Here is a 24927-nt window from a genome sequence, read left to right as displayed (position 1 = left end):
GGGCCCACCTCCGTCCGACCCACAGGTGCGGGACACAGCCCGAGCACCGGGTAGACGGCCAACTCTACTAGATAACTGATTGAACTAGGTTACCGAGTTCGAGTTCGCGGCAATGAGATGTTCGGCCAGCGCGACCAGCAGATCGCGGCCGACCGACCGCTGCCGCATGTCCCCCATCACCAAGGGGACTTCCGGGCCGAGGTCCAGCGCTTCGCGGATCTCCCACTCGTCGCGTTCCTGGCGGCCGTGGAAGCAGTTGACGCCGATCACGAAGGGGATGCCGCGGCTCTCGAAGAAGTCGATGGAAGCGAAGCTGGACTCCAGCCGTCGGGTGTCGGCGATGACCACCGCACCGAGCGCACCGTGCACGAGGTCGTTCCACATGAACCAGAAGCGCTCCTGGCCGGGCGTCCCGAAGAGGTAGACCACAAGCCGGGGGTTGACCATGATGCGGCCGAAGTCCATGGCCACCGTGGTCGTGGACTTCCCCTCGATGCCCTCGACGTCGTCGACGCCCACGCTCGCGACGGTCAGGTACTCCTCGGTGCGCAGCGGCGCCACCTCGCTCACCGCCCCGACCAGGGTCGTCTTGCCCACGCCGAAACCACCGGCCACAAGGATCTTGACCGCCGCCGGTGCCGAGCCGTCGTAGGCCCGGCCCGCGGGGTCAGAGTCTGCGAAGGCCATCCCTCACCGCCCGAAGAAGTGTCATGTCCATTGTGTTTCCTACTGCTACGGCGATCGGTGGACGGGTTGTCGCCCTGCCCAGCGCGACCAGGTCGTCGATCAGGATCTTCGTCACCGCCACGGGCAGGTTCAGTTCCGCGGCGATCTCCGCCACCGCGGCAGGTGTGCGGCACTGCTGGAGGATCGAGCGGTGCTCGGGTTGCAGGCCTCGCAGACCGGCCCGGCCGGGCGCCGGTTCGACGGTCGTCACGAGGGTGATCAGAGTGAGGTCGTCACGCGCGGGTGCTGTCCGGCCCTGGGTGATCGTGTAAGGCCTGACCGACAGCTCTTCAGCGTCCCCCGCTTCCAGGCCGTCCATCCAGTGGCTCACTCACGTACACCGCCCTTGTCGACGGGCGCTGAGCGGCGTACCTCGGTACTCAGTCGCTGGCCCACCTGCTGCATGAGGGTGTGCATGGCCACGGCCATCAACTCGGCGTCGACTTCCTGGGAGGCCACGACGGCGAGGTGGGTGCCGCGGCCCGCGGCGGAGATGAACAGCCACAGGTCGGTCATCTCGACGATCACCTGATGCACCGAACCGCCACCGAACAGTTGCCCGACCCCGCGGGCCAGACTCTGCTGGCCGGTGGCCACGGCGGCGAGGCGCTCGGCGTCCCCGCGGGCGATGGTGCGGGACTGGCTGACCACCAGCCCGTCGTCGGACAGCACGATGGCGTGGTGCGTGCCCTGAACCTGTTCGACCAGGCCGTCCAGCAACCAGTCGAGGTCCGGATGGGTGGCGGTCGTTCGCATTGTCATGGTGAGTCTTCCGTCGGGATCCGTCTACGCTGCGGCAGCACGTCACTGGGTTCGTGGTCGTTCGGGGGAGCATCGCGCCGGACCATCCTCGACTGGCGTTGGAAGGCGCCGATCGTCGCGCCGGAGCGGGCGGGCTCGGACCGCCGGGCCGGTGCCTGCTTTTCGGTCGAGGGCGCCCGCAGGCCCGCCTCCGGGTCCCGCAGTTCGTCGGCGAGGCTGGCCAGCCGCACCCGTTTGGGCAGCGGTCGTACGTCCGGTGCGACACTCGCCCGCGCATCGCCGTTCAACCGCGGCGCACCGGCCATCTGCGGCACTCCGCGGGGACGCGGCGGCCGGGTCCACACGTCATCAGGGGGAACCGCCGCTACGGGCGAACCGCCGCGGCCGGTCACCAGCGTGTCCGCGTCCTGGGCCGTCCCGTGCGCCATGCCGGGCACGTCCGCCACGGCCACGTCGTGGGCCGGCGGCCAGGCGGCGTCGGCTCCCTCGGGTGTGGGCTCGGTCCGCCCGGGAGCGTCGACGACGAGTTCGTCCGGGATGAGGACGACCACCCGGGTACCGCCGAACGAGGAGGGGCGCAGCTCCACATGGATGCCGAGGCCACGCGCCAGCCGGGCGACGACGTAGAGGCCGAGCCTGACGTCGTCCGCCCGGGACATCACGTCCAGGCGGGGCGGCTCGGTCATCAGCCGGTTGGCTTCGTCGTACTGCTCGGGGTCCATGCCCACGCCGCGGTCCTCGATCTCCACCGCGAGACCGCGCCCCACCCGGGCGGCGTACACCTCCACCGGCGTCGGCGGCCTCGAGAAGCCCACCGCGTTCTCCATTAGTTCGGCGAGCACGTGGATCACCAGGCCGACCGCGCGCTCGGCCAGCCACACGCGCTCCTCGACGTCGATCTGGATCCGCCGGTAGTCCTGCACCTCGCTCTGTGCGGAGCGGAGCACGTCCAGCAGCAGGACGGGCTTGCGCCAGCGTCGCTGCGGCTGGCCTCCTCCGAGGATCACCAGGTTCTCCTCGTAGCGCCGCAGCCTGGCGGTCAGATGGTCGAGGTCGAACAGGCCCTCCAGGACCTCGGGATCCTCGTGCCGGCGCTCCAGCTCACTGAGCTTCTTCATCTGCAGTCCGATGAGCAGCTGGGTACGCCGGGCGATGCGCTGGAGCAGCTTCTCGAACCCGCGGAACTGCGACACCTGCGCCATCGTCGTGTCCAGCGCGCTGTGGCGCGCGAGGTTCAACGCCTGTCCCAGCTGGCCCAGTTCGTCGTCGCCGTGCTGGATCGCGGGGAGTTCGGCGTCCAGGTCGACGACGTCTCCGCTGCGCAGGCGTTCGACCACCTCCGGCATCCGGGTCTGCAGGTCCAGGGCGGCGACACGCAGCGCGGAGATCCGGCGGCGCAGCGTCCGGGTGAGCACCGCGCTGACCAGCACGACCAGGAGCACCGCCACCGCGCCCAGCACACTGGTGAAGATCAACCGCTCCACCATCGTGTGCAGTTCCTTCTCGGTGGCCGTCGTCAGGGTCACGGAGTAGGCGGCGTTGAGCTCCTGGAGCTGGGCGGCGACCGGCCCGACGCTGTCGTTCCACGTCTTGCCGAGTCCCTTGGAGAACTTGTCCGGGTCGGTCCCGGAGGAGCCGGACAGCACGTTCTGCTCGGCCGTCGTCTTCTGCTTCCACGCGCCGCCCGCCATCAGCTTCCGGTACAGCGCGGCCTGGTCGTCCGGGACGAGCGGCACGATCTTGTTGTCGTAGAGGAATCGCTGGGAGCCGATCCATCCGGCCAACTGCCCACGTTCGGCGCCGCCCAGCCGTCCGGTCACCGAGCCGCGGGTGAAGAGCGCACTCTCCCGCGAGATCATCTCCATGCCCCAGACCGAGTCGATGGCCGGCCTGGCGAGGTAGTCGATGTTGGGCAGACCGACATGGCTCAGAACGGTGAACAGGTTCAACTGGCTGGAGATGAGGCTCGTGTAGCGGTCGAACGTCTGCTGCTGCGAGGCGGTCCGCTGGTCCACCCCGGCCCGGTAGTCGGCCAGTTTCCGCAGGTTCCTGCCCACCTGGACGACGTTGCGGCGGATGTCGTCCGGAGCGCTCCAGTTACTGTTGGGCAGTTCCTGGACGCTCGTGACGGCCGCGTCGGTACGAGCGCGCTGCTCGCGCAACGCTTTCTGGTAGCCCTCAGGATCGGCCAATTCGGCGCCGCTGAGCCTCCGTTCCTCCTGGAGGTCGAAGAAGGCGGCCATGATCGGACGTGCCGCCGCGTTGGAGGCCGCGTTGCGGTCCTTCTGCTTCTGCCAGTCCGTGTAGAGCTGCGCGGAACTCGTCAGCCACAGGGCCACGAGGGTCACGCTCGGCACCAGAGCCAGGATGAGCAGGACCGTGCGGAGTGACGGCTGTCGCCGGGTTCCGCTGCCCCTTGGGTCATGTCTCTTCGACGCACGCGCGTGCACTGCCACTGAGGTCCCCAGCGATGCTCCAAGTGACAGGCCGCTCCGATGGGCCCGCACGATGACGCGCCGATGCTATCCCTGGATACCGCTATCTAAATACACTTAGCCCACTAAACTTTCACAACAATGGGTCAAGCGGTGGCATCAACTCTCCGGCACGAAATACGGCAGGGTGATCTCGTCCGTGAAGCGCCGGAAGTCGACGCGCACACGCAGGCCGATGACGACGGCGCCCGGATCGCCGGCGTCGACGTGCGAGAGCAGGGTGCCGCCGTCGTCGAGGTCGATCACGGCGAGCGCGAAGGGCGTGTCGAAGCCCGGGCCGGGTGCGCGGTGCACCACCGTCACCGAGTAGACGGTTCCCCGGCCCGCGCTGGGCGCGTACCACCAGTCCGGCCCCATGCACCCGGGACAAGCGGGCTCGGGAACGAAGAAGCGCAGGTCGCAGGCCGGGCAGTACGGGACGACCAGGTCGCCCCGTTGGGCCGCTTCCCAGAACCGCTCGGACAGCTCGGTGGGAACGGGTACGGGCCGGCTCATCGCGTCCTCCCCAGCACGCTCATCTCGTAGTGCTGCGCGCCTGATCCGGCGTTGCCGACGACCGCCAGCTCCGCACCCTCGACCTGGTGCACGGCGGTTCCGCGCAACTGCCGTACGGCCTCGACGACTTTGAGGGTCATCTGCTGGGTTCCGTTCCAGGAGTACGACAGACAGCCGCCGTCGGGATTGACGGGATGCTTGCCGCCCACGGCGATGGCACCGCTGGCGGCGAGCGGTCCGCCCTCGCCCTCGCCGCACAGACCGAGCGCCTCCAACTGCCGTATGACTTCGAAGGAGTTGGGGTCGTAGAGGGAGAAGACGTCCACGTCGTGCGGACTGACGTCGGCCATCGCGTAGGCGCGACTGGCGGCGTCCCGGCCGAGCTGCCCGACCTCGCGGTGCAGCGCAGGGTTGGCGTACGCGGCCTGGTGGTACTCCATGCCGCCGCCGAGGACGGCGACGGGCGGGTGCGGCAGGTCGCGGGCCCGTTCGGCGGTGGTCACCACGAGGGCCGCACCGCCTTCGCCCACGATGCAGCAGTCCAGCAGGTGGAAGGGCGTGGCGACCATTCGGGAGGCGAGCACGTCCTCGGCGGTGTACGGGCCGCGGCCGTACATCATCGCTTCCGGGTTGGTGGTGCCGTTGTTGCGGATGGTGGCGGCGACCTCCGCGAGCTGGCGGGGGGTCGTGCCGTACTCGTGCATGTGCCGTGCCGCCACCAACGCGAACTGGGCCACGACATAACTGCCCCACACGTCGGCGAACTCCAGCGGTACCCCTGCACCCACGGGCCCCGCGCCGCGCGCGACCAGTTTGCAGCCGCCGACGACGACGGTGTCCGCGTATCCGGCGCTGATGGCGGCGGCCGCCTTCAGCAGGCCCCGCGAGCCGGCGTTGTCGAGCATCGAGTCGCTGGTCCAGCGCAGGTCCCGGCCGAGCATGCGAGCCCAGGAGCTGCCCTCGCCGGGTACGCCGCCCGGGCCGGGCCAGTCGACCTGGGCGCCGTCGACGTCGGCCGGGGTGAGCCCGGCGTCCGCGATCGCGCCGCGCACCGCTTCGAGGGCGAGGTCCATGGCGTCGCGGTCGGGCAGTGTCAGCGCCTGTTCGGTGGCGTGCACCCCGACGACGACGGGTTGGCGGCCGTTCACCAGGTCACCGTCCCGCGCCGAGGGTGTCGCCGCCGGGATAGCCGCCCCCGCCGAAGCGCTCGTCGAGCGTCTCGTAGTCCTTGGCGTAGTCCTTGGTGCGGGGCAGGGCCTCGACGAACTCGACCGTCTTCGGCTTCTTGTACGAGGCGATCCGCGCCCGGCAGTGCTCGATGACGTCCTGAGCCGTGACCGGCTCGGCGCCCGGCCGGCGCACGACCACGGCCTTGACGTCCTGGGCCCAGCGCTCGTTCGGCACGCCGATCACGGCGGCCTCCTTCACCGCGGGGTGCGACTCGATGCAGTTCTCCACCTCGGCCGGGAAGATGTTCTCGGCGGCCGACTTGAGCATGCGGGTCGTCGTCCCGAGGAAGCTGATCGTGCCGTCGCTCTCGCGCCGGCCGAGGTCGGTGGTGTGCCACCAGCCGAAGCGGAAGCGTTCCTCGTTGATCTCGGGTCGGTTCCAGTAACCGAGGTGGACGAGATCACCGCGGAGACAGATCTCACCGGCCTCGCCGACCGCGCACTCCGTGCCGGTGCCGTCCAGGACGCGTACGGCGGTGAAGGGGCCGGGGCGGCCCGCGTTGCCGGTGCCCGAGCCTCCGTAGGCGCCGGTCACGGCGAAGCCGGTCACCTCGGTCTGCCCGTAGCCGCGGCCCTCACCGCCGCCGTTGCGGGTGAAGCGGCTGGTGTCGGTGGGGACGGTGCCCTGCCACAGGGGGGCGGCGACGCTCGCGCGCAGGTGGGAGAGGTCGTGGCCGGCCTCCCGGTTCAGCGCGACGAGTTGCGCGATGGTCGGGGGCATCAGGTAGGCGTGGGTGCACTGCTCCGCCGCCAGGAGCGGGAGCAGCTCCTCGGCGACCACGCGGCGGACGATCACGTTCTTGCCGCCGTGGACGAAGGCCGGTACGCCCCAGAACTGGTAGTTGCCGATGTGGAACATGGGGCCGGCGCCGAGGAAGGCGGTCTCCGTGCCGATGTCCCCCATCCAGGCGGCGCTCATCCCCATGGCGAGCAGGTTGCGGTGCGAGAGCATCGAGCCGGACTGCCGGCCGGAGATCGCCGCGGTGTAGATGACCAGGAGAGCGGCGTCGGGGTCGACGTCGGCGATCAGGTCCTCGGGTGAGCCGGAGGCCAGGAAGGACTCGTACGACCCGGGTCCCTCGGTGTCGTGCTGGAGCCACAACGCCCGGTGGTCGCTGCCGAGTTCGGCTCGTGCCTTGGCGACCGTGTCGCCGATCTCCTCGTCCTGCCAGACGACGACCTTGGGGTCGAAGTCCTCGACCGCGAAGGCCATCTCGGGGGCGGCCCAGCGCCAGTAGCCGGGGCAGACCATGGCGCCGACCTTCGCGGCGGCGCCGAGGAGCTCCCAGATCCGGTACGAGTTCTGGCCGAGCCACAGGATGCGGTCGCCGGACCCGACGCCCGCGTCCGCGAGGGCGTGGGCGAGCCGGTTGGTGCGCTCGTCCACCTGGGGCCAGGTCAGCCGGACGTCGCCGTCGACGAGGGCTACTCCGTCGGGGAAGGACCGTCGGTGCTCACGGATGATGTCGCCGAACGTCAGGCGGCGGGCGGAATGCATGCTGTGGCTCCAAAAGCTTCGAAGAATTCGAAAGGTTGAGGGGTCGTCAGACGCGACCGATGCCGACACCCTTGACGTTGATGAACTCGTCCAGACCGGCCTTGCCGCCCTCCCGGCCGAATCCACTCATGCCGACACCGCCGAAGGGCGTGGCGGGTGAGGTGATCGGGTTGGGGCCGGGGTTGACGTAGACCGTCCCGGCCTTCAGGCGAGGCACCAGGCGGTTGACGCGCGCGATGTCACGCGACTGGATGTAGGCGGACAGGCCGTACTCGCTGTCGTTGGCCAGCGCGACGGCCTCGTCCTCGGTGTCGAACGGGGTGATGGCCAGGACCGGGCCGAAGACCTCCTGCTGGGCGAGGTCGCTGCGGTTGTCGACGTCCGCGAAGACGGTCGGGGTCACGAAGTAGCCGTCGGAGTCGATGCGTTCGCCGCCGTACACGAGTCGGCCGGCACCGTCCTCGACCGCCTTGTCGACCATGCCCTGGACGCGGTCGCGGGCGGCCTCGTTGATGAGGGGTCCGATGTACGTCGTCGGGTCGAGCGGGTCGCCGACCGGCAGGTGGGCGATCACCCCGGTGACCCGGGCGATGACCTCGTTGTAGATCGCGCGCTCCACGAGCAGCCGGGTGGGCAGTGCGCAGCCCTGGCCGGTGTTGCTCATGGCGAAGGCGGCGCAGTACGGGACGACGGTGTCCAGGTCGGTGTCGGCGAAGAGCAGGTTGGCGGACTTGCCGCCGAGTTCGAACACCACCGGCTTGAGGCTCAGTGCCGCGTCGGCCATGATGCGGCGCGCGGTGGCGGGGCCTCCGGTGAAGGAGATCTTGTCGACGCCGGGGTGGGTGACCAGGGCCGATCCCGCGTCGCCGAGCCCTGTGACGACGTTGATGACACCCTCGGGGATGCCCGCCTCGCGGGCCAGGTCGGCGAAGAGCAGCGCTGAGAACGGGGTGGACTCGGCCGGTTTGATGACCACGGTGTTGCCGGCGGCGAGCGACGGCGGGACCTTCATCGCCAGCGACAGCGCGGGCGAGTTCCAGGTGATGATGTGGCCGATGACTCCGTACGGCTCGGCGATGGTGTACTCGACATTCTCGTGCGGGCTGTAGGCCGCGCCGACCATGCCCTCGATCTTGTCGGCCCAGCCGGCGTAGTACTCGGTCCACTCGGCGACGTGCGGTCCGACGTTCTCCGCCCAGCCGCCGATGCACACGCCGTTCTCCAGCGGGCAGATCGCCGCGAAGTCGGGGATGTGGTCGCGCAGCAGTCCGGCGAAGCGGGTGAGCAGCCGGCGGCGCTCCGCGGGGCGCATGGTGCCCCACACCTCGAAGGCCTGGCGTGCGGCCGCGACGGCCTGGTCCACCTCGGTGGGCCCGGCGAGCGGAATGCGCGCCTGGACCAGACCGGTCGCGGGGTTGCGGTGCTCGTAGAGGCCGCCGCTGGTGTCGGTGAGGTCCTTGCCGCCGATGACCAGCCGCGGCTGCGGCAGGTCGTGCTCCGCTCTGTCCTGGTGCAGCTTCACATCGACCGTGACCACGGGTGCCTCCTCGAGCAGCTTCACATCTCGCTTAAATAGCTAACCTATTTATCCAAAGCAGTCAATGCGAATGGATACACCAGGTGTCACAGCCCGAGCGACCGCCCGATGATCTCCAGCATGATCTCCGAGGTCCCGCCGAAGACCCGCTGCACCCGGCTGTCCCGCCAGATGCGTGCGATCTCGTACTCGTTGACGTAGCCGTAGCCGCCGAAGAGCTGCATGCAGCGGTCGATGACCTCCCAGCCGGTCTCCGAGGTCCAGTACTTGGCGGCCGCGGCCTCGTCGGCCGTCAGCTCCCCCTGGAAGAGGGCCATGATGCAGCCGTCCACGTAGACCCGGGCCACGTTCAGCTTGGCCCTGATGTCGGCGAGCGCGAACCTGTTGGCCTGGAACTCCCCGATGGGCTGCCCGAAGGCCGTACGGGTCTTGGCGTACTCCAGCGCCAGCGCGTAGGCCCGCTCGGCAGCCGCGAGCGAGGACACGGCGATGGCGAGCCGTTCGGTCGGGAGGTTGCCCATCATGTGATAGAAGCCGCGCCCCTCCTGTCCGATGAGGTTCTCGGCGGGGACGCGGACCTCGTGGAAGAAGAGCTCGGCGGTGTCCTGGGCCTTCATCCCGACCTTGTCGAGCTTGCGTCCGCGTTCGAAGCCCTCGGCGCCGCGCTCCACGACGATCAGGCTGATGCCCTTGTGGCCGGCGTCCGGGTCGGTCTTGCAGGCGACGACGACCAGGTCGGCCAGGATGCCGTTGGTGATGAACGTCTTGGACCCGTCGATCACCCACTCGTCGCCGTCCCGGCGAGCGGTGGTGCGCAGGCCCTTGAGGTCCGACCCGGCCGAGGGCTCGGACAGGGCGAGCGCGCAGATCGTCTCGCCACTGACGACACCGGGCAGCCAGCGGGCCTTCTGCTCAGGTGTGGTGAGGTTCATCAGATAGGGCGGGATGACGTCGTTCTGCAGCCCCAGCCCGATACCGACCGAGCTGGTCGCCGCCATCTCCTCCGCCATGATCGCGTTGTAGCGGAAGTCCCGGATGCCCTGGCCGCCGTACTCCTCCGGGAACTGCCAGCCGATGAGTCCGGCCTTGCCCGCCGCCGCCCACGCGGCCCGGCTCACCTGGCCGTCGCGCTCCCACTGCTCGGCATACGGGGCGCATTCGCGCAGGTAGAACGTGCGGGCGGTCTCGCGGAACAGCTCGTGTTCCTCGGTGAAGATCGTTCGGCGCATGCTCGACTCCGCTCACGCATCTCGCTTATTTAGCTGAAGTAGTTATACGATAGCGCTGTATCGGGATCTGGGCGAGGGAGGGCGCGTGAGCGTACGGGACAAGGTGGCACTCGTCACCGGAGCGGGCCGCGGCATCGGCGAGGCGATCGCCGACCGACTCGCCACCCAGGGGGCCGCGGTCGCCGTCTGCGACGTGGACACGGAAGCGGCCGGAAAGGTCGCCGCCCGGCTCACGGAACAGTACGGGGTGCGCTCGGCGGCCGTCGGCGCGGACATCTCCGACAGCGCGGCCGTGCGCGACGCGGTGGCACAGGTGACCACCGAGCTCGGCCCGGTGGAGGTGCTGGTCAACAACGCGGCCATCGACGTGATCGGCCGCTTCGTCGACAGCACCGAGGAGACCTGGGACCGGATCATCGACGTCAACCTGCGCGGCACCATCTCGGTGACCCGGGCGGTACTGGACTCCATGATCGAGCGTGGCGGGGGCCGGATCGTGCACATCGCCTCGGACGCCGGCCGGGTCGGCTCGTCGGGCGAGGTCGTGTACTCCGCGACGAAGGGCGGGATCATCGCCTTCGGCAAGGCGCTGGCCCGCGAGGTCGCCCGGCACGGCATCACCGTGAACAGCGTCTGCCCCGGCCCGACCGACACCGCGCTGCTCGGGCAGGTCGCCGAGTACAGCCAGAAGATGTACGACGCGACCGTGCGGGCGATCCCGCTACGCCGCGTCGCCCAGCCCTCCGAGATCGCCGACGTGGTGGTCTTCCTCGCGTCCGACGGCGCCGCCTACATGACCGGGCAGACGCTCTCGGTCAGCGGCGGACTCACGATGGTCTGAGGTGAGCGCCGTGCTGCGGGTCGAACTCCGCGACAAAATAGCCGTGTTGACACTGGACCGGCCGGGACAGCTCAACGCCCTCGGCTCCCGGACCATGGAACAGCTCACCCAGGCGCTGGACGACGTCCGCGACAACGACGACGTACGTGCGCTGGTCCTGACCGGCGCGGGACGGGCCTTCTCGGCCGGCGCCGACATCGGTGAGATCGAGTCCTGCACGACACCCGGGCAGTTCCGTGCCTTCGTGGGTCGCCTGACCGAGACGTTCGCGCTCCTGGAGGACTTCCCCAAGCCCTCGGTCGCCGCCGTCCACGGGTTCGCCTTCGGGGGCGGTCTGGAACTGGCGCTCGCCTGCGACCTCAGGGTGGCGGAGCGTGGCACCCGGCTCGGGCTGCCGGAGATGAAGCTCGGCGTCCTGCCGGGCGCGGGCGGCACACAGCGGCTGCCCCGCCTCGTACCGCCGGCCGTCGCGAAGCAGATGATCCTCACCGGCGAGCCGATCGACGCGGAGCGGGCTCACGCGCTCGGGCTCGTCAACGAACTGGCCGAGCCCGGCGGCGCCCTGAAGGCAGCCGAAGCCCTGGCCGCGAAGCTGACGGCCGGGGCCCCGCTGGCCCTCGCGGCGGGCAAGCGACTGATCGACTACGGGCTCGGCATGGACCTGGAGGCGGCCATCGCGTACGAGCGCGAGACCGTCTCCGTGCTGTTCTCCACCGAGGACCGGGCCGAGGGACTCAAGGCCTTCCGGGAACGCCGCCCGGGCGACTTCCGCGGCGTGTAGCAGGCGTACAAGTTCCGCGGCGTTGTAGCAGGCGACAAGCGCCCGACAGATCTGGAGGTGGGCCGTGCGGCCACTGGAGGGCTATTCCGTAGTCGAGCTGGGCATGTGGGTGGCGGCACCGGCCGCGGCCACCATGCTCGCCGACTGGGGAGCGGACGTGGTGAAGGTGGAGGCGCCGACCGGCGACCCCAACCGGTACACGCTCAAGCACGTCGGGCAGGACATCGACAGCGCGCCCCCGTTCGAGACCGACAACCGCGGCAAGCGCGGGATCGTCCTCGACCTGCGCTCTCAGGACGGCAAGGACGTACTGGAGCGGCTGCTGGAACGCGCCGACGTGTTCGTCACCAACCTTCGCCCGGGCGCCCTGGAGCGGCTGGGCCTCGCGCCGGACGAGCTGCGGGCCCGGCATCCCCGCCTGGTCGTCGGCACGTTGACGGGTTACGGCTGGACGGGCGCCGAACGCGACCGCGCCGGGTACGACGTCTCGGCGTTCTGGGCCCGTCCCGGCATCGCCGCCATGCTCAACCCGGCCGGGGAGCCACCACCCGGGATCCGGCCCGGCCTCGGCGACCGTACGGCCGCGGCCAACCTGGTCGCCGGCGTGCTGGCCGCGCTGCTGCGACGCGAACGCACCGGCGAGGGCGGGGTGGTCGACGTGTCGCTGCTGCGATCCGGGACCTACGCCAACGGCAACGACCTCGCGCTGCAGAACTTCTTCGGCAAGCGCGGCCGTACCCGCCACCGCACCGAGCACGAGTCCCCGCTCTACAACTCCTACCGGGCGGCCGACGACCGCTGGTTCTGGCTGGTCGGCCTGGAGGGCAACCGGCACTGGCCCGGCGTCGTCAAGGCGCTGGGCCGCGAGGACCTGGCGACCGACGAGCGGTTCGCGACCGGCAAGGCCCGGCGCGGCCACGTACGTGAGCTGATCGCCGCGTTCGACGAGGAGTTCGCCAAGCGTCCGCTGGACGAGTGGGCCGAGCGCTTCGACGCCGAGGGCGTGTGGTGGGCACCCGTGCAGACCCTGGCGGAGGTCGCGGCCGATCCGCAGGCGGAGGCGGTCGGGGCGTTCGTCGAACAGCCGGGCATGGGTGACGCGCCGCCGCTGCGGACGGTGGCCACACCCGTCGCCTTCTGGGGCGCCGACGAGAAGCCGCGCGGCGGGGCGCCGACGCTCGGCGAGCACACCGACGAAGTGCTCCGCGAACTCAACTGAACTCATACATCTGGAGGTACGGCGTGGGCATCCTCGACGACAAGGTCGCCATCGTCACCGGCGGTGGCAGAGGGCTGGGCCGGGCGCACTGTCTGGCGCTCGCCGAGGCCGGCGCGACGGTGGTGGTGAACGACCTCGGCTCGGGCATACACGGCGAGCAGACCGGTGACTCCCCCGCCGACGAGGTCGCCGCCGAGATCACCAAGCTCGGGGGCCGGGCGATCGCCAACCACTCCTCGGTGACCGACTGGGCGGCGACCGAGACCATGGTCGCGGACACCGTCGCGGAGTTCGGCCGCCTCGACATCGTCGTGAACAACGCGGGCATCGTGCGTGACCGCATGCTGTTCTCGATGACCGAGGCCGAGTTCGACACCGTCATCGCGGTGCATCTGAAGGGCACCTTCGCGCTTACCCGGCACGCGTGCGCGTACTGGCGCGAGGCGTCGAAGCGGGGCGAGCGAGTCGCCGGCCGCGTGATCAACACGACCTCCGGGACCGGCCTGTTCGGCAATCAGGGCCAGTCCAACTACGGGGCCGCGAAGGCCGGAATAGCCGGGCTCACCGTCCTCACCGCCCTGGAGATGCGCAAGTACGGCGTCACCGCGAACGCCGTCTCGCCGATCGCGGCCACCCGGATGACGGACGGGCTGTCCGTCGGCGCGTCCCTCCAGGCCGTCGACGGCTTCGACCCGCGCGATCCCGCCAACGCCTCCGGAGTCGTCGTCTACCTGGCCTCCGACAGCGCGGCCTGGCTCACCGGCCAGGTCCTGCGCATCGAGGGCAACCGGCTGAACCGGCTCCAGGGCTGGACCGTCGCCGCCGTCCACCCCAGCGAGTCGGGGCAGGCCCTCACATACGACGAACTCGTCGAGGCCGTACCGCAGTTGTACGGTGTCGCCCCGGCGGGCCGGGCCACGGGAGTCGGCCAGTGAAGGGCCAGGACGTGGCGGCTCTCGTCCTGCGCGCGACGCTCGGCCCGATGCTCTTCGCCCACGGGTGGAACAAGGTCGCCGGGCCGGGCGGACTGGAAGGGACGACGGGTTGGTTCGAAGCACTCGGCCTCAAGCCGGCCGAGGTGCACGCCCGGATGGCCGCCGGGACCGAGATGGCGGCGGGGGTGGGCATCACCCTGGGTGCCGCCAATCCCCTCCCCGCGGCGGCGGCCGTCGGTCTCATGACCGTGGCCGCGCGGACCGACCACCGCGGCAAGGGCTTCTTCGTCTTCAAGGGCGGCTGGGAGTACGTCGGTGTGGTGGGCGGCGTGGCCGTCGCGCTGGCGGCGCTCGGCAACGGCCGGTACTCGCTCGACGGGCTGCTGCGCTGCCGACGCGCGGGCGCGGGGCCCGCGTTGCTGGCCGCCGGCCTCGGCACGGCGAGCGCGGCGGCGCTGCTGGCCATGTGCTACCGGCCCGAGCCGAAGCCGGACGAACCCCCGACAGATCACTGAGTACGGATCACTCGAGTACAGATCACTGAGTTCAATCAGGGCTATCCATCAAGGAGTCGACATGGACGCGGCTGACTTCAGCGCGGTGCTGTCAGAGGTCCGGCGCTTCGTCCGCGAACGCGTCGTGCCGGTCGAAACGGAGATCGACGAGAAGGACGAGATGCCCGCGGACATCCGCGAGGCGGCGAAGAAGATGGGGCTGTTCGGCTTCGCGCTGCCCGAGGAGTACGGCGGGCTGGGTCTGTCGATGTACGAGGAAGCCCAGCTGATGTTCGAGCTCGGGTACACGACCCCGTCCCTGCGTTCCATGTTCGGGACGAACAACGGCATCGCCGGGCACGTCCTGATGGTCGGCGGTACCGAGGAGCAGAAGGCTCAGTGGCTGCCGAGGATCGCCTCGGGTGACGTCCTGGCGTCGTTCGCGCTGACCGAACCCGAAGCCGGTTCGGACCCGTCGACGCTGACCACACGCGCCCATCTTGACGGAGACACTTGGGTGATCAACGGCGCCAAGCGCTACATCACCAACGCCCCCCTGGCCGACGTCTTCATGGTCTTCGCCCGCACCGACCCCGACGCCCCGCGCACCCGCGGCATCTCCACCTTCCTGGTCCCGGCCGACACCCCGGGCCTCACCGTGGCTCCCCGGGACCACAAGATGGGCCAGTTCGGCGCGTGGACGGCGGACGTGTACTTCGATGACGTCCGGGTGCCGGCCGAGGCCCTCGTCGGCGGCGCGGACGGCCTGAACCGTGGCTTCTCCACGGCGATGGGCTGCATCGCGCACGGACGGGTGCACATATCGGCTCTGATGGTCGGCATGGCCGAGCGACTGGTCGACGAGTCCGTGGCGTACGCGAGCACCCGCAAGCAGTCCGGGAAGCTCATCGGCTCCTTCCAGCTCGTCCAGGGGCTGATCGCCGACTCGATGACCGACTACTACGCCGGACGCGCCACGGTCCTGGAGGCGGCCCGGCGCTTCGACTCGGGCGAGGACACGAAGATCGGTCCGTCCTGCACGAAGTACTTCGCGAGCGAGATGGTGTGGCGGGTCGCGGACCGGGCGGTACAGGTCCACGGAGGCGCAGGCTATATGCGCGGCGTCGCCGTCGAGCGTTTCTACCGTGACGCCCGGCTGTTCCGTATCTACGAGGGCACCAGCCAGGTCCAGCAGGTCATCATCGCGAAGGCGCTGCTGGGGGACGCGGCGCGGGCCTGACGGACCGGAAGTCCTGCGTTCGGACCGTGCCGAACGCAGGACCTGCCAAGGCGTGTCCCGTCGTGCAGGTCGTGGTCACAGAACCGCGGTGAGCAGCGACACCGCGGACTCCTGACGGCCGATGGCGGCACTGTCGAAGGGCCCCGCCCAGCTCAGCCCGTACTGATTGGCACTGTTGCGATCGTGCGCGTAGGCCGAGCGGGCCTGCGCGTCGAGGTAGGCCCGATAGGGGCGCCCGGGAAGCACGGCGTCCAGCTCGGCGAGGTTGCGCGCGAAGACGCCCTTGAACGAGGACTGGTCGGCGTTGCAGCCACCGGCCGGCTCGCAGGTCTCCGTCAGGATCCCGTTCGGGGACAGCGCCGGACTGGCGATCACCGCGTCAGTGATCTTCCGGCCCGCGGTGAGCAGTTGACGATCGTGGGTGCCGCGGTACAGCTCGGCCAGGCCGCCCAGGACCACGCCCTGGTTGTACGTCCAGGTGGTACCGCCGTTGTTGGCACAGCCACCGCTCTGTGTGTTCAGACCATCGTTGACGAGGTGGTCGTCGTTGATCATGCCGCTGCCACTGAACCACTTCCACGACTGGCGGGCGCGGTCCAGATACACGGTGTCCCGCGGGATCCGGTTGTGCAGGGACGCGACGAGCTTGAAGTACAGCTCGTTGCTGATCGCGTTCTTGTACGTCTTTCCGGGCAGGTCCCACCAGATGCCGCCGCCACAGGTGTCGTCCCCGTTCTGGCGCATGTAGGCCTCGTCGGTCCGCGCGATGTCCAGGTACTGCTTGTCGCGGGTGAGGTCGTACATGCGCACCATGGCGAGTGCCCACCAGCCGGTGTCGTCGGTGGAGTCCGCCCGGAATTCACCACCGCCCTGGGGCCACCAGTCCAGAGGCCGGCGCTGGAGCGCGATGGTGTTCCTGACCTCCGGCAGGTACGTACGCGAGCCGGTCTTCGCCATGTAGTCGAGCAGCGCCTGGAGGGCGTTTCCCGACTGCCACCACGGAGAGTCCGGGTCCCAGCGCCCGGTGTCCTGGTCGTAGAAGCCCATCATCGCGTCCACGGCCGCCGTTGCCTTGGCGCGGCCGGCTGCCGCGCCACCGGGGGTGGAGCCGGCCACAGCCTGGGCGGGCACCGCGGTGCCCACCAGGCAGAGGATCGCAGCGCAGGCGGCGCTGCCGGTGGTCATGCAGAGTCTTCGGATCCGTTCGGGCATGTCGCATACTCCTTGCCGGAGGGTGATGCCGGGGTGCCGATGCGTGGATCGGCTGGCGAGACCTGAGAGGGGAAGGGCTCCGGGCGGGTGCAGTGACGGCGTGCCGGCCCAGCTCAGGCGACTAACACCTGTCCGCCCGCCTGCCGGCAGAGTTGGAGCGTCCGGGGGTCGGCGCCGCCCGTGGTGACCAGCACGTCGATGTCGGACAGCGAGCACAGACGCAGGGACCCGGTGCCCGGGAACTTGGCCTCCGAGGCGACCAGGACCACCCGGTCCGCAGCCTCGATCATCGCGTGCTTGATGGGTTCCTCCACGGCCATGTCGTCCACGACATGGCCGCTGGCGCGTACGCCAGTGCAGCTCAGGAACAGCAGGTCGGCGCTGACCTGGCTCAGTGCCCGCTCGGTGAGCGAGCCCACCAGGGACTGGTAGTTGCGGCGCAGGACGCCGCCGAGCATCACCAGCCGCACCGTGTCGTCGTCGCGCAGCTCGTCGAGCACGGCCACGTTGCTGGTGATGACGGTGACCGGGCGGCCCCGCAGGCGCCGTGCGATCAAAGAAGTCGTCGTGCCGATGTCCAGCACCACGACGCTTTCGTCGGTGACGAGTGCGGCGGCCTGATCCGCCATCGCCTCCTTCATCGCCCGGTCGTGCGAGGCCGACACATCGAACGGCTCCTCGTCGGTCGCGTCCTCCGCCGCCCCGCGCGGCGGCAGGGCGGCGCCGCCGTAGGTGCGCAGGAGCTCGCCGTCGCGGTCCAGCACGGTCAGATCCCTGCGGATCGTCGACTGACTGACCTGTAGCCGATCGGCCAGTTCACGTACCGAGGCGACCCCTGTCGCCCGGAGCGCCTCTTTGATCTTCGCGTGCCGCTTGCTCGATGTCACGCAGCGAAAGTAGCACTCGATGAGCAACTTCAGTCATTTTCTGATCGAAAACAATCATTTTACTGACCGAACCTTGTCACTTGACTGCAAGAGTGCTCACAGTTGAGCACTTGAACTCCTCCGGCCGACCCGCCAGCACCAGGAGAGAACAGCCCATGAGCGACAGAACGCGCCCTGCGCGGCCCCGCCACCTCGCCACCGCCGTGCTCGCCGTCGCCTGTCTTGCCACAGCGGCGGCCTGCGCGCCCGGGCCCAGCGGCGACTCACCCAAAAACGCCGCCAAGAGCAATGCGAGCCCCGTCTCCACCGACCCCGCCACGGCAGGCAAGGTCACCCTCACCGAGTGGGACCAGAACACCGACACGGGCACCAACGCCTCCACCGCGGCGCTCAACAAGGCGTTCATGAAGAAGTACCCGAACGTCACCATCAAGCGCGTCTCCCGCTCCTTCTCCGACCTCAAGACGACGCTGAAACTCGCGCTGTCCTCGGACAACCCCCCGGACGTCGTCCAGGCCAACCAGGGCTATCCCGACATGGGCGCCTTCGTGAAGGCCGGGCTTCTGCAGCCCGTCGACCGCTACGCCAAGGCCTACGGCTGGAACACCGCCTTCCCGTCCCAGCTGCTCGACCTCAACAAGTTCTCCACCGACGGAAAGACCTGGAAGACCGGCAACCTCTACGGCGTCTCCCAGACCGGCGAACTCGTCGGCGTCTTCTACAACAGGGCCAAGCTGAAGTCCCTCGGCCTCACCGCGCCCACCACCCTCGCCCAGTTCGAGGCCGCGCTCGCCAAGGCCAAGGCCTCCGGCCTGCTGCCCATCTCCTACGGCGACTCCGACAAGAGCCCCGGCATCCACATCTTCGGTGTCGTGCAGGCCGCCACCGCGGGCAAGGACGAGGTCCGCAAGCTCGTCTTCAACGACGGCGGCGCGAAGTGGACCGACGCGGGGACCGTCAAGGCCGGCCAGACACTGCGCGACTGGGCCACCAAGGGCTACCTGAGCTCCGGCTTCAACGGTCAGAGCGGCGACCAGGCGGCAGCGGCCTTCGCCCAGGGCAAGTCCCTGTTCCTGGTGGACGGCACCTGGCAGGCCGCCACCCTCGCCCCCAAGATGGGCAAGAACGCCGGCTTCACCGCGCTCAGTCCGAGCGCCGGAGCGTCCCCGCTCACCCAAGGCGGCGTGGGCCTCGCCTGGGCCGTCACCTCCAAGTCCAAGCACCCCGACGTGGCCGCCGCCTACCTCAACTTCCTCGTCGACCAGCAGGGCATGCAGGTCTCCGCCGACAACGGCAACCTCCCCGCCCTTCCGCCCGCCGACTACAAGCCCGCCGCCGGCACCGTCCAAGCCGACGTCCTCGACGCGTGGACGGCCGTCAGCCAGAAGGACGGCCTGCTGCCGTACCTCGACTACACCACCCCCACCTTCTACGACACGCTCACCGCCGCAATACAGGAGTTGACGGCGGGACAGCTGACGCCCCAGAAGTTCGGCGAGACGCTCCAGAGCGACTACTCCTCCTTCCAACAGAGCAAATAAGGCAACGCGACCCATGGCTGCCACCGCACCCCGCCCGACCACGCGCAAGCGCCCGGCCGACGCCTCCCGCAGGCGCACGGCCGGGCGCCGTGACCGCGTCCAGTGGAAGGGCTACCTCTACGCCCTCCCCGCCCTGACCGTCCTCGCCGTCTTCCTGCTCGTCCCACTCGGTCAGCTCGTGCGGATCTCCCTCTACCACTGGGACGGCCTGTCCGCCTCCACCTGGGCGGGACTGGCCAACTACACCGAGATCGCCCGCGATCCGCAGCTGCGGGCCTCGTTCGGCCACTCCTTCGTACTCATCTTCTTCTTCGCTCTCGTCCCGATCGCTCTCGCCCTGGCCCTCGCCGCCGTCACCACCCGCGCCGCCAGGCTGCGCGGGGTGTCCGTCTTCCGGGCGGTGATCTTCCTGCCCCAGGTCGTCGCCATGGTCGTCACCGCCACCGCCTGGACGGCCGTCTACGCACCCGAGGGCGTGCTCAACAAAGCGCTCAACACCGTCGGTCTGGAGAGCGTCAACCGCTCCTGGCTCGGCGACTTCGGTACCGCGCTGCCCGCCGTCGGGCTCATCGGCACCTGGCTGGAGATCGGCCTGTGCCTGGTGCTGTTCATCGCCGGCATCGGCCAGATCCCCCGTGAGCTGTACGAGGCGGCCAAGGTCGACGGTGCCGGGGCCGTCCGGGAGTTCTTCGCGGTCACCCTGCCGGGGCTGCGCGGCCAGATCACGGTGGCGCTCACCCTCACGGTCATCGCGGCGCTGCGCACCTTCGACCTGGTGTACGTCGCCACCCACGGCGGACCGGGCAACGCCACCAGCCTGCCGGCCTTCGAGGTCTACAACCGGGCCTTCAACACCGGCCAGGTCGGTTCGGCCTGCGCGATCGCCGTCGTTCTGACCGGGGTGATCCTGCTCCTCACCTTCCTGATCACCAAGCTCCAGCCCGAGGATGACGGATCATGATCTCCCGGCGCGAACGCGCACTGAACTACGCCGTCCTCACGGTCTTCGCCGCGCTGGCCCTCGTCCCGCTGATCGGGGTGGTGGCCTCCTCGCTGACGCCGCGCGCACAGTCCTCCCCGACCTTCACCTGGCCGAACCACCTGGACTGGAGCAACTTCTCCACGGCCTGGGCGCAGGGTCACTTCGCCACGTATCTGCGCTCCAGCCTGCTGGTCGCGGTGAGCGTCGTCCTGATCTCAGGCGTACTGGCGATCCTCGCCGGGTACTCCTTCGCGCGCTTCGACTACCCCGGCCGCTCGCTGCTGTTCTACGTCACCCTGATCGGGCTCATGGTCCCGCCCGAGGCGTTCGTCATCCCTCTCTACTTCAATCTGCGCGACGTCGGTCTCACCGACTCGTACTGGTCGCTGATCCTCCCGCAGACCGCCCAGTCGCTGGCCTTCGGCGTGTTCTGGATGCGCAATTTCTTCCGCTCCGTACCGTCCGCCGTCATCGAGGCGGCGCGGCTCGACGGGGCGTCGGACTGGCGGGTGCTGTGGCAGATCCTCGTGCCCATCAGCCGGCCCGCGCTGCTCACCATGGCGATGCTCGTGTTCATGTGGACCTGGAACGAGTTCCTGCTTCCGCTCGTCATGATCACCGACGAGGCGAAGCGCACCGCACCCCTGGGCCTGGCGTTCTTCCAGAGCGCGCACACCACGCAGTACTCCCTGCTGGCCGCGGCCTCCGTCATCGTCGCCCTGCCGGTCGTCGTCCTGTACGTCTTCCTGCAGCGGCACTTCATCTCCGGAATGCTGTCCGGTGCGGTGAAGGGGTGAGCACAGCCGCAGTCCGATGACCACCGCGGGCCGTACCGCTCGGATACGTCAGATACCGAGCCGGTCCAACAGCCGCTCGTGGTACACCGCCGGGCCGCCGAAGAGGAGTTGCGAGGACTTCGCCCGCCGGAAGTACAGGTGGGCGGGGTGCTCCCAGGTGAAGCCGATACCGCCGTGGACCTGGATGTTCTCCATGGCCGCGACCATGTACGCCTTGGAGCAGCAGGCGTGTGCCACCGCGGCGGCGACCGGGAACTCGTCCGCACCCTCGGCGGCGAGCAACGCGGCCTCCCGGCTCGCCGCCTCCGCCAGCTCCACCTGGACGAGCATGTCCGCGCACTTGTGCTTGACCGCCTGGAAGGAACCGATGGGCCGGCCGAACTGCTGCCGGGTACGGGCGTGTTCGGCGCTCATCTCCAGACATCTGCGGGCCCCGCCCGCCTGTTCGGCGGCCAGCCCGACCGAGATGACGTCCAGCACCTTCGCCATGACGCGGCCGCCCGCCCCGTCCGCGCCGACGAGCGTCGCGGGCACGGCGTCGAGGGTCAGCCGGGCCATCGCCCGGGTGGCGTCGAGGGTCTCCATCGACGTGGCCGCGAGCCCCGTCGCCTCCCGGTCGACGGCGAAGAGCGAAGGGCCGGCGACGGTGCGGGCCACCACCAGCAGCAGATCGGCCGTCGTACCGTCGATGACGAAGCTCTTGCGGCCGCTCACTCTCCAGCCGCCGTCCCCGTCCGGCACGGCGCGCGCGGAGATCAGGGCCGGGTCCCAGGAGCCGTCGTCCTCGGCGACGGCGAGGGTGGCCGTCGTGCGGCCGGCGGCGATACCGGGCAGGTGGCGTGCGCAGGCCTCCTTGTCGCCGGAGGCCAGCAGCGCCTGGGCGGCCAGCACCACCGTGGCGAAGAACGGCGCGCACAGCAGGGCGCGACCCATCTCCTCCAGTACGACGCCGAGTTCGACCTGGCCGAAGCCGTCGCCGCCGTACTCCTCCGGGATCACCAGGCCCGGCAGTCGCAGCTGGTCGGCCGCCTGGGCCCACACGGCCGGGTCGTAGCGCTCTTCGCTCTCCATGAGCTTGCGCACGGCTTCCTCGGGCGACTTGGCGGCCAGGAACTCCCGTACGGAGGAACGCAGTTCGCGCAGTTCACTCTCGTCCGCGGTCATGGACGCACCTCCTTGGCTGCGGCGGTCACCGGTTCCTTGGGCAGGCCGAGGACGCGTTCCGCGAGGATGTTCTTCATGATCTCCTCGGTGCCGCCGAGGATCCGCAACGCCGGGGTGGCCAGGAGCAGTTCGGACCAGGCGTACGTGCCCCACCGGCCGGTGTCGGCGATGATCCGGGGTCCGAGCACGTCGGACACGAAGTGCGCGGCACGGGTGAGGTTCTGGCCGTACATCAGCTTGGAGACGGACATCTCGGGGCCCGGTGTGCCCCCGCCGCGCAGTTTGCGCAGGGCTCGGGTGTTGAGGTGCTCGGTGGCCATGGCGTCCACCAGGAGTTCGGCGAGGCGGGCCCGCAGGGCGCGGTCGTCCCAGGTCCAGGTGGCGCGCATGAGGGCCGAGAGGCGGTCCGGGGACAGGGCGGCGGCGACCGGTCCCGCGCCCTCGCTGCCGACCGTGGCCCGCTCGTTCATCAGGGTGGTCAGGGCGACGCTCCAGCCGCCGTCGACCTCGCCGAGGCGGTGGTCGTCGGGGATGCGGACGTCGGTGAGGAAGACCTCGTTGAAGTCGGCGCCGCCGGTCATCTGGCGCAGGGGCCTGACGTCGACGCCGGGGACGTCCATGGGGACCAGGAAGGCGGTGATGCCCCGGTGCTTGGGCGCGTCCGGGTTGGTGCGGGTCAGCGCGACGCCGATCTGGCTGTGCTGGGCGACCGAGGTCCACACCTTCTGCCCGTTGAGCACCCAGTCCTCGCCCTCGCGGACGGCTCGGGTCGCCACGCTCGCCAGGTCGGATCCGGCGCCGGGCTCGCTGAACAGCTGGCAGGCGATGGCGTCGCCGCGGTACAGGGCCGGCAGCCAGCGGTCCTTGATATGCGGCTGGGCGTGGGTCAGGACCGTCGGGCCGATCATGCCCAGGCCGATCACACTGAGTACGCCGGTGTCGGCGACGTCGTAGTCGGACTCGACGGCGTCGTAGACCAGGTCGTGGACGGGGGTCAGGCCCCGGCCGCCATACTCGGGCGGGCCGGTGATCCAGCCGAAGCCGTTCTCGTAGCGGACCCGCTGCCAGGCGCGCGCCCGCTGTACCTGCGCGCGCTCCTCCTCGGGCGGGAGGCTGCTGAAGTACGCCATCGAGTCGTCGCCCTCGCCCCAGGTGAAGGCGGTGCGGTCGGGGGCCTTCGCCGCGTGCGCGTCGAGGAAGCGGCGCGCCTCGGCGGCGAAGTCCTGCAGGTCGTGCGGTTCATGGAGCAAGCCCATAGCGGGTTCCCTGTGGTCTCAGGTCGAGAGGATCGTCACCGCCGACACGCCGGGCGCGCCGTACAGGTGGGTGTAGCCGACGCGGGGTGTGCCGGGAATCTGCCGGGCCCCGGCCGCGCCGCGCAGTTGGAGGACGATCTCGTGGATCTGCCGGAGACCGGACGCGCCGATCGGTTCCCCGTTGCCGAGCAGTCCGCCGTCGGTGTTGACCGGCAGCGAGCCGCCGATCTCGGTGGCGCCCTCGGCGATGAGGCGCTCCTGTTCGCCGTCCTTGCAGAGGCCGTTCTCGGCCATGTGGATGACCTCGGACCCGGCGTCGGTGTCCTGGAGCTGGGCGATGTCGACGTCCTCGGGCCCGATGCCCGCCCGCTCGTACGCCTCCCGCGACGCGTCCGTGGTCGGACTGCCGACGGGCTCCCCGACGGGGAACGAGGGGCTCTGCACCTCGAAGGCGCCGAGCCTGCGGCTGCGCAGGGCGGTGGAGCGGACCCGTACGGGCTTCCCGGTGTACTTGTGGGCCTGGTCGGCTCGGCACAGTACGAGGGCGGCGGCGCCTTCGTTCGGACCGCAGTACATGAACTGGCGCAGCGGGTAGTTGAGGACCGGGGAAGCGAGTACCTCCTCCGGTGTGAGGGGGGTGCGGCGCCAGGCCTTCTCGTTCCCGGCCGCGTTGCGGAAGTTCTTCGACGCCACACGGGCGAGCGTCTCGTGGGAGATGCCGTGGTCGTGCATATAACGGTTGATCTTCATGCCGAAGAAGTGGGTGGTGAGGAACAGGCCGGTCTGCCCGTACCAGGAGGGGATGCCGGCCACGGACGGATCGGCGGCGAAGGCGCCACGCGGGTGCTTGTCCATGCCGATCGCGATGGTCAGGTCGTGCTCGCCGGTCTCGATGGCACGCGCGGCCTGTGCCACCGCGGTACCGGCCGTGGCACAGCCGTTGAACACCCCGCGAAGCGGGATCCCGGTGAGGCCGAGGCGCCCGACGATCGCGTCCGGGTTGGCGACCTCGTAGCTGCCGACGTAGCCGCCCTGGACCTGCGGCCATGTCACTCCGGCGTCCGCGAGGGCCAGCCGGACCGCGTCCGCGCCCATGTCCAGCGCGGGTTTGCCGGCGAAGCGGCCGAACGGGTGGAGTCCCACCCCGATGATGACGGCCTCGGTCACGATGTCTCCTCCTCGGCCGGGGCGAACGCGAACGTCATGACCTCGGTGCCGTCGTCCTGCACGGTGTAGGGCACGAGCGTCAACCGCATGTGCTGTCCGATGCGCAGCTTGTCCGGGTCGGGTTCGGTGAGCCGGGCCTCGACCAGCAGCTCGCCGGGAAGCTCGATGTAGCCGACCGCGTAGGGCTCGAAGGTCTGTGGACCGTCGTACGGCGGGGACGGCGGGCGGAAGTCCTGGGTCGTGTACGTCCACAGCGTCCCGCGGTCGGCGAGCAGCCGCTCCGTTGACTCGTCGCTCGCGCATCGCACGCAGACCGGGGCGGCGGGGAAGCTCACCAGATCGCAGGCCGCGCACTGGGAGCCGATCAGCCGCAGAGGCGCGGATTCACCGGTCGGCCAGGTGAACAGGCCTGCTGCGACCGGCTTTTGAGTGAGTGTCAT

General features: G+C 69.9%; 24 protein-coding genes. 9 read left to right on the top strand and 15 right to left on the bottom strand.

What is annotated here, in order from left to right; translation table 11 throughout:
• Positions 1-84: 84 nt before the first annotated feature.
• The 9 genes from OHA64_RS43970 to OHA64_RS43930 form a co-directional block, all read right to left on the bottom strand.
• On the bottom strand, positions 85-687 hold the full coding sequence (locus OHA64_RS43970) for a GTP-binding protein (RefSeq protein WP_405622814.1): 603 nt from the start codon (positions 685-687) through the stop codon (positions 85-87).
• Positions 668-1036 (bottom strand): DUF742 domain-containing protein, encoded by a 369-nt coding sequence (locus OHA64_RS43965; RefSeq protein WP_392666164.1) that lies wholly within the window; start codon positions 1034-1036, stop codon positions 668-670. Before OHA64_RS43965 ends, OHA64_RS43970 begins: the two co-directional genes overlap by 20 nt.
• A gap of 17 nt (positions 1037-1053) precedes the next feature.
• Positions 1054-1482, bottom strand: coding sequence for a roadblock/LC7 domain-containing protein (locus OHA64_RS43960; protein WP_405624365.1), 429 nt, complete (start codon positions 1480-1482; stop codon positions 1054-1056).
• Between the two features lie 2 nt (positions 1483-1484).
• On the bottom strand, positions 1485-3845 hold the full coding sequence (locus tag OHA64_RS43955; RefSeq protein WP_405622813.1) for a nitrate- and nitrite sensing domain-containing protein: 2361 nt from the start codon (positions 3843-3845) through the stop codon (positions 1485-1487).
• A gap of 237 nt (positions 3846-4082) precedes the next feature.
• Complete coding sequence (locus tag OHA64_RS43950) at positions 4083-4478, bottom strand: Zn-ribbon domain-containing OB-fold protein (RefSeq protein WP_405622812.1); 396 nt, start codon at positions 4476-4478, stop codon at positions 4083-4085.
• A complete protein-coding gene (locus OHA64_RS43945; RefSeq protein WP_405622811.1) occupies positions 4475-5626 on the bottom strand; it encodes a thiolase family protein in 1152 nt (383 codons plus the stop codon). Before OHA64_RS43945 ends, OHA64_RS43950 begins: the two co-directional genes overlap by 4 nt.
• 4 nt (positions 5627-5630) lie before the next feature.
• Positions 5631-7205, bottom strand: a complete 1575-nt coding sequence (locus OHA64_RS43940) for an AMP-binding protein (RefSeq protein WP_405622810.1) — start codon at positions 7203-7205, stop codon at positions 5631-5633.
• Between the two features lie 46 nt (positions 7206-7251).
• Positions 7252-8742, bottom strand: a complete 1491-nt coding sequence (locus tag OHA64_RS43935) for an aldehyde dehydrogenase family protein (RefSeq protein ID WP_405622809.1) — start codon at positions 8740-8742, stop codon at positions 7252-7254.
• Positions 8743-8828: 86 nt separating this feature from the next.
• Positions 8829-9971: an acyl-CoA dehydrogenase family protein gene (locus tag OHA64_RS43930; RefSeq protein WP_405622808.1), complete on the bottom strand. Its 1143-nt coding sequence runs from the start codon at positions 9969-9971 to the stop codon at positions 8829-8831.
• 85 nt (positions 9972-10056) lie between these two features.
• Between OHA64_RS43930 and OHA64_RS43925 the strand changes: the two genes are divergently transcribed.
• The 6 genes from OHA64_RS43925 (at position 10057) to OHA64_RS43900 (ending at position 15481) form a co-directional block, all read left to right on the top strand.
• Complete coding sequence (locus OHA64_RS43925) at positions 10057-10812, top strand: SDR family NAD(P)-dependent oxidoreductase (protein ID WP_405622807.1); 756 nt, start codon at positions 10057-10059, stop codon at positions 10810-10812.
• 1 nt (position 10813) lies between these two features.
• A complete protein-coding gene (locus tag OHA64_RS43920; protein WP_405622806.1) occupies positions 10814-11593 on the top strand; it encodes an enoyl-CoA hydratase/isomerase family protein in 780 nt (259 codons plus the stop codon).
• 64 nt (positions 11594-11657) lie between these two features.
• Positions 11658-12812, top strand: coding sequence for a CaiB/BaiF CoA transferase family protein (locus OHA64_RS43915; protein ID WP_405622805.1), 1155 nt, complete (start codon positions 11658-11660; stop codon positions 12810-12812).
• A 23-nt stretch (positions 12813-12835) separates the two neighbouring features.
• Positions 12836-13747 carry an SDR family NAD(P)-dependent oxidoreductase gene (locus OHA64_RS43910; RefSeq protein ID WP_405622804.1) on the top strand — a complete coding sequence of 304 codons (912 nt, stop codon included), beginning with the start codon at positions 12836-12838 and terminating at the stop codon, positions 13745-13747.
• Positions 13744-14262 (top strand): DoxX family protein, encoded by a 519-nt coding sequence (locus OHA64_RS43905; RefSeq protein WP_405622803.1) that lies wholly within the window; start codon positions 13744-13746, stop codon positions 14260-14262. Before OHA64_RS43910 ends, OHA64_RS43905 begins: the two co-directional genes overlap by 4 nt.
• 61 nt (positions 14263-14323) lie before the next feature.
• Positions 14324-15481: an acyl-CoA dehydrogenase family protein gene (locus tag OHA64_RS43900; RefSeq protein ID WP_405622802.1), complete on the top strand. Its 1158-nt coding sequence runs from the start codon at positions 14324-14326 to the stop codon at positions 15479-15481.
• Positions 15482-15556: 75 nt separating this feature from the next.
• Here OHA64_RS43900 and OHA64_RS43895 read toward each other — a convergent pair whose 3' ends face one another.
• Together OHA64_RS43895 and OHA64_RS43890 are read right to left on the bottom strand one after the other, a co-directional pair.
• Positions 15557-16693 carry a glycoside hydrolase family 76 protein gene (locus OHA64_RS43895; RefSeq protein ID WP_405622801.1) on the bottom strand — a complete coding sequence of 379 codons (1137 nt, stop codon included), beginning with the start codon at positions 16691-16693 and terminating at the stop codon, positions 15557-15559.
• A gap of 113 nt (positions 16694-16806) precedes the next feature.
• Entirely contained in the window at positions 16807-17580 is a 774-nt protein-coding gene (locus OHA64_RS43890; RefSeq protein ID WP_405622800.1) for a DeoR/GlpR family DNA-binding transcription regulator, read from the bottom strand.
• A gap of 155 nt (positions 17581-17735) precedes the next feature.
• Here OHA64_RS43890 and OHA64_RS43885 point away from each other — a divergent pair, with 155 nt between their 5' ends.
• Genes OHA64_RS43885 through OHA64_RS43875 form a run of 3 tightly spaced genes read left to right on the top strand, consistent with a single transcriptional unit; the run spans position 17736 to position 20900 of the window.
• Positions 17736-19121 carry an extracellular solute-binding protein gene (locus OHA64_RS43885; RefSeq protein WP_405622799.1) on the top strand — a complete coding sequence of 462 codons (1386 nt, stop codon included), beginning with the start codon at positions 17736-17738 and terminating at the stop codon, positions 19119-19121.
• A gap of 13 nt (positions 19122-19134) precedes the next feature.
• Positions 19135-20082: a carbohydrate ABC transporter permease gene (locus OHA64_RS43880; protein ID WP_405622798.1), complete on the top strand. Its 948-nt coding sequence runs from the start codon at positions 19135-19137 to the stop codon at positions 20080-20082.
• Positions 20079-20900, top strand: a complete 822-nt coding sequence (locus OHA64_RS43875; protein ID WP_405622797.1) for a carbohydrate ABC transporter permease — start codon at positions 20079-20081, stop codon at positions 20898-20900. Before OHA64_RS43880 ends, OHA64_RS43875 begins: the two co-directional genes overlap by 4 nt.
• A 48-nt stretch (positions 20901-20948) precedes the next feature.
• Here OHA64_RS43875 and OHA64_RS43870 read toward each other — a convergent pair whose 3' ends face one another.
• Genes OHA64_RS43870 through OHA64_RS43855 form a run of 4 tightly spaced genes read right to left on the bottom strand, consistent with a single transcriptional unit; the run spans position 20949 to position 24927 of the window.
• Positions 20949-22064, bottom strand: coding sequence for an acyl-CoA dehydrogenase family protein (locus OHA64_RS43870; protein WP_405622796.1), 1116 nt, complete (start codon positions 22062-22064; stop codon positions 20949-20951).
• Positions 22061-23320 carry an acyl-CoA dehydrogenase family protein gene (locus OHA64_RS43865; protein ID WP_405622795.1) on the bottom strand — a complete coding sequence of 420 codons (1260 nt, stop codon included), beginning with the start codon at positions 23318-23320 and terminating at the stop codon, positions 22061-22063. The genes OHA64_RS43870 and OHA64_RS43865 overlap by 4 nt, the downstream gene beginning before the upstream one ends.
• Positions 23321-23338: 18 nt before the next feature.
• Complete coding sequence (locus tag OHA64_RS43860; RefSeq protein ID WP_405622794.1) at positions 23339-24487, bottom strand: thiolase family protein; 1149 nt, start codon at positions 24485-24487, stop codon at positions 23339-23341.
• Positions 24484-24927: a Zn-ribbon domain-containing OB-fold protein gene (locus OHA64_RS43855; RefSeq protein ID WP_405622793.1), complete on the bottom strand. Its 444-nt coding sequence runs from the start codon at positions 24925-24927 to the stop codon at positions 24484-24486. The genes OHA64_RS43860 and OHA64_RS43855 overlap by 4 nt, the downstream gene beginning before the upstream one ends.

Source organism: Streptomyces sp. NBC_00076, from assembly GCF_045041235.1.
Taxonomy (GTDB): Bacteria; Actinomycetota; Actinomycetes; order Streptomycetales; family Streptomycetaceae; genus Streptomyces.
The sequence above is the reverse complement of the archived record's forward strand: the minus strand, read 5'-3'. Positions and strand labels throughout refer to the sequence as shown.

What these genes read in the sequence shown, in the direction of transcription:
- OHA64_RS43880 (WP_405622798.1), top strand. Translation starts at nt 19,135, where the DNA reads ATGGCTGCCACCGCACCCCGCCCGACCACGCGCAAGCGCCCGGCCGAC.
- OHA64_RS43875 (WP_405622797.1), top strand. Translation starts at nt 20,079, where the DNA reads ATGATCTCCCGGCGCGAACGCGCACTGAACTACGCCGTCCTCACGGTC.
- OHA64_RS43865 (WP_405622795.1), bottom strand. Translation starts at nt 23,320, where the DNA reads ATGGGCTTGCTCCATGAACCGCACGACCTGCAGGACTTCGCCGCCGAG.
- OHA64_RS43870 (WP_405622796.1), bottom strand. Translation starts at nt 22,064, where the DNA reads ATGACCGCGGACGAGAGTGAACTGCGCGAACTGCGTTCCTCCGTACGG.
- OHA64_RS43895 (WP_405622801.1), bottom strand. Translation starts at nt 16,693, where the DNA reads ATGCCCGAACGGATCCGAAGACTCTGCATGACCACCGGCAGCGCCGCC.
- OHA64_RS43900 (WP_405622802.1), top strand. Translation starts at nt 14,324, where the DNA reads ATGGACGCGGCTGACTTCAGCGCGGTGCTGTCAGAGGTCCGGCGCTTC.
- OHA64_RS43930 (WP_405622808.1), bottom strand. Translation starts at nt 9,971, where the DNA reads ATGCGCCGAACGATCTTCACCGAGGAACACGAGCTGTTCCGCGAGACC.
- OHA64_RS43950 (WP_405622812.1), bottom strand. Translation starts at nt 4,478, where the DNA reads ATGAGCCGGCCCGTACCCGTTCCCACCGAGCTGTCCGAGCGGTTCTGG.
- OHA64_RS43960 (WP_405624365.1), bottom strand. Translation starts at nt 1,482, where the DNA reads ATGCGAACGACCGCCACCCATCCGGACCTCGACTGGTTGCTGGACGGC.
- OHA64_RS43885 (WP_405622799.1), top strand. Translation starts at nt 17,736, where the DNA reads ATGAGCGACAGAACGCGCCCTGCGCGGCCCCGCCACCTCGCCACCGCC.
- OHA64_RS43940 (WP_405622810.1), bottom strand. Translation starts at nt 7,205, where the DNA reads ATGCATTCCGCCCGCCGCCTGACGTTCGGCGACATCATCCGTGAGCAC.
- OHA64_RS43855 (WP_405622793.1), bottom strand. Translation starts at nt 24,927, where the DNA reads ATGACACTCACTCAAAAGCCGGTCGCAGCAGGCCTGTTCACCTGGCCG.
- OHA64_RS43970 (WP_405622814.1), bottom strand. Translation starts at nt 687, where the DNA reads ATGGCCTTCGCAGACTCTGACCCCGCGGGCCGGGCCTACGACGGCTCG.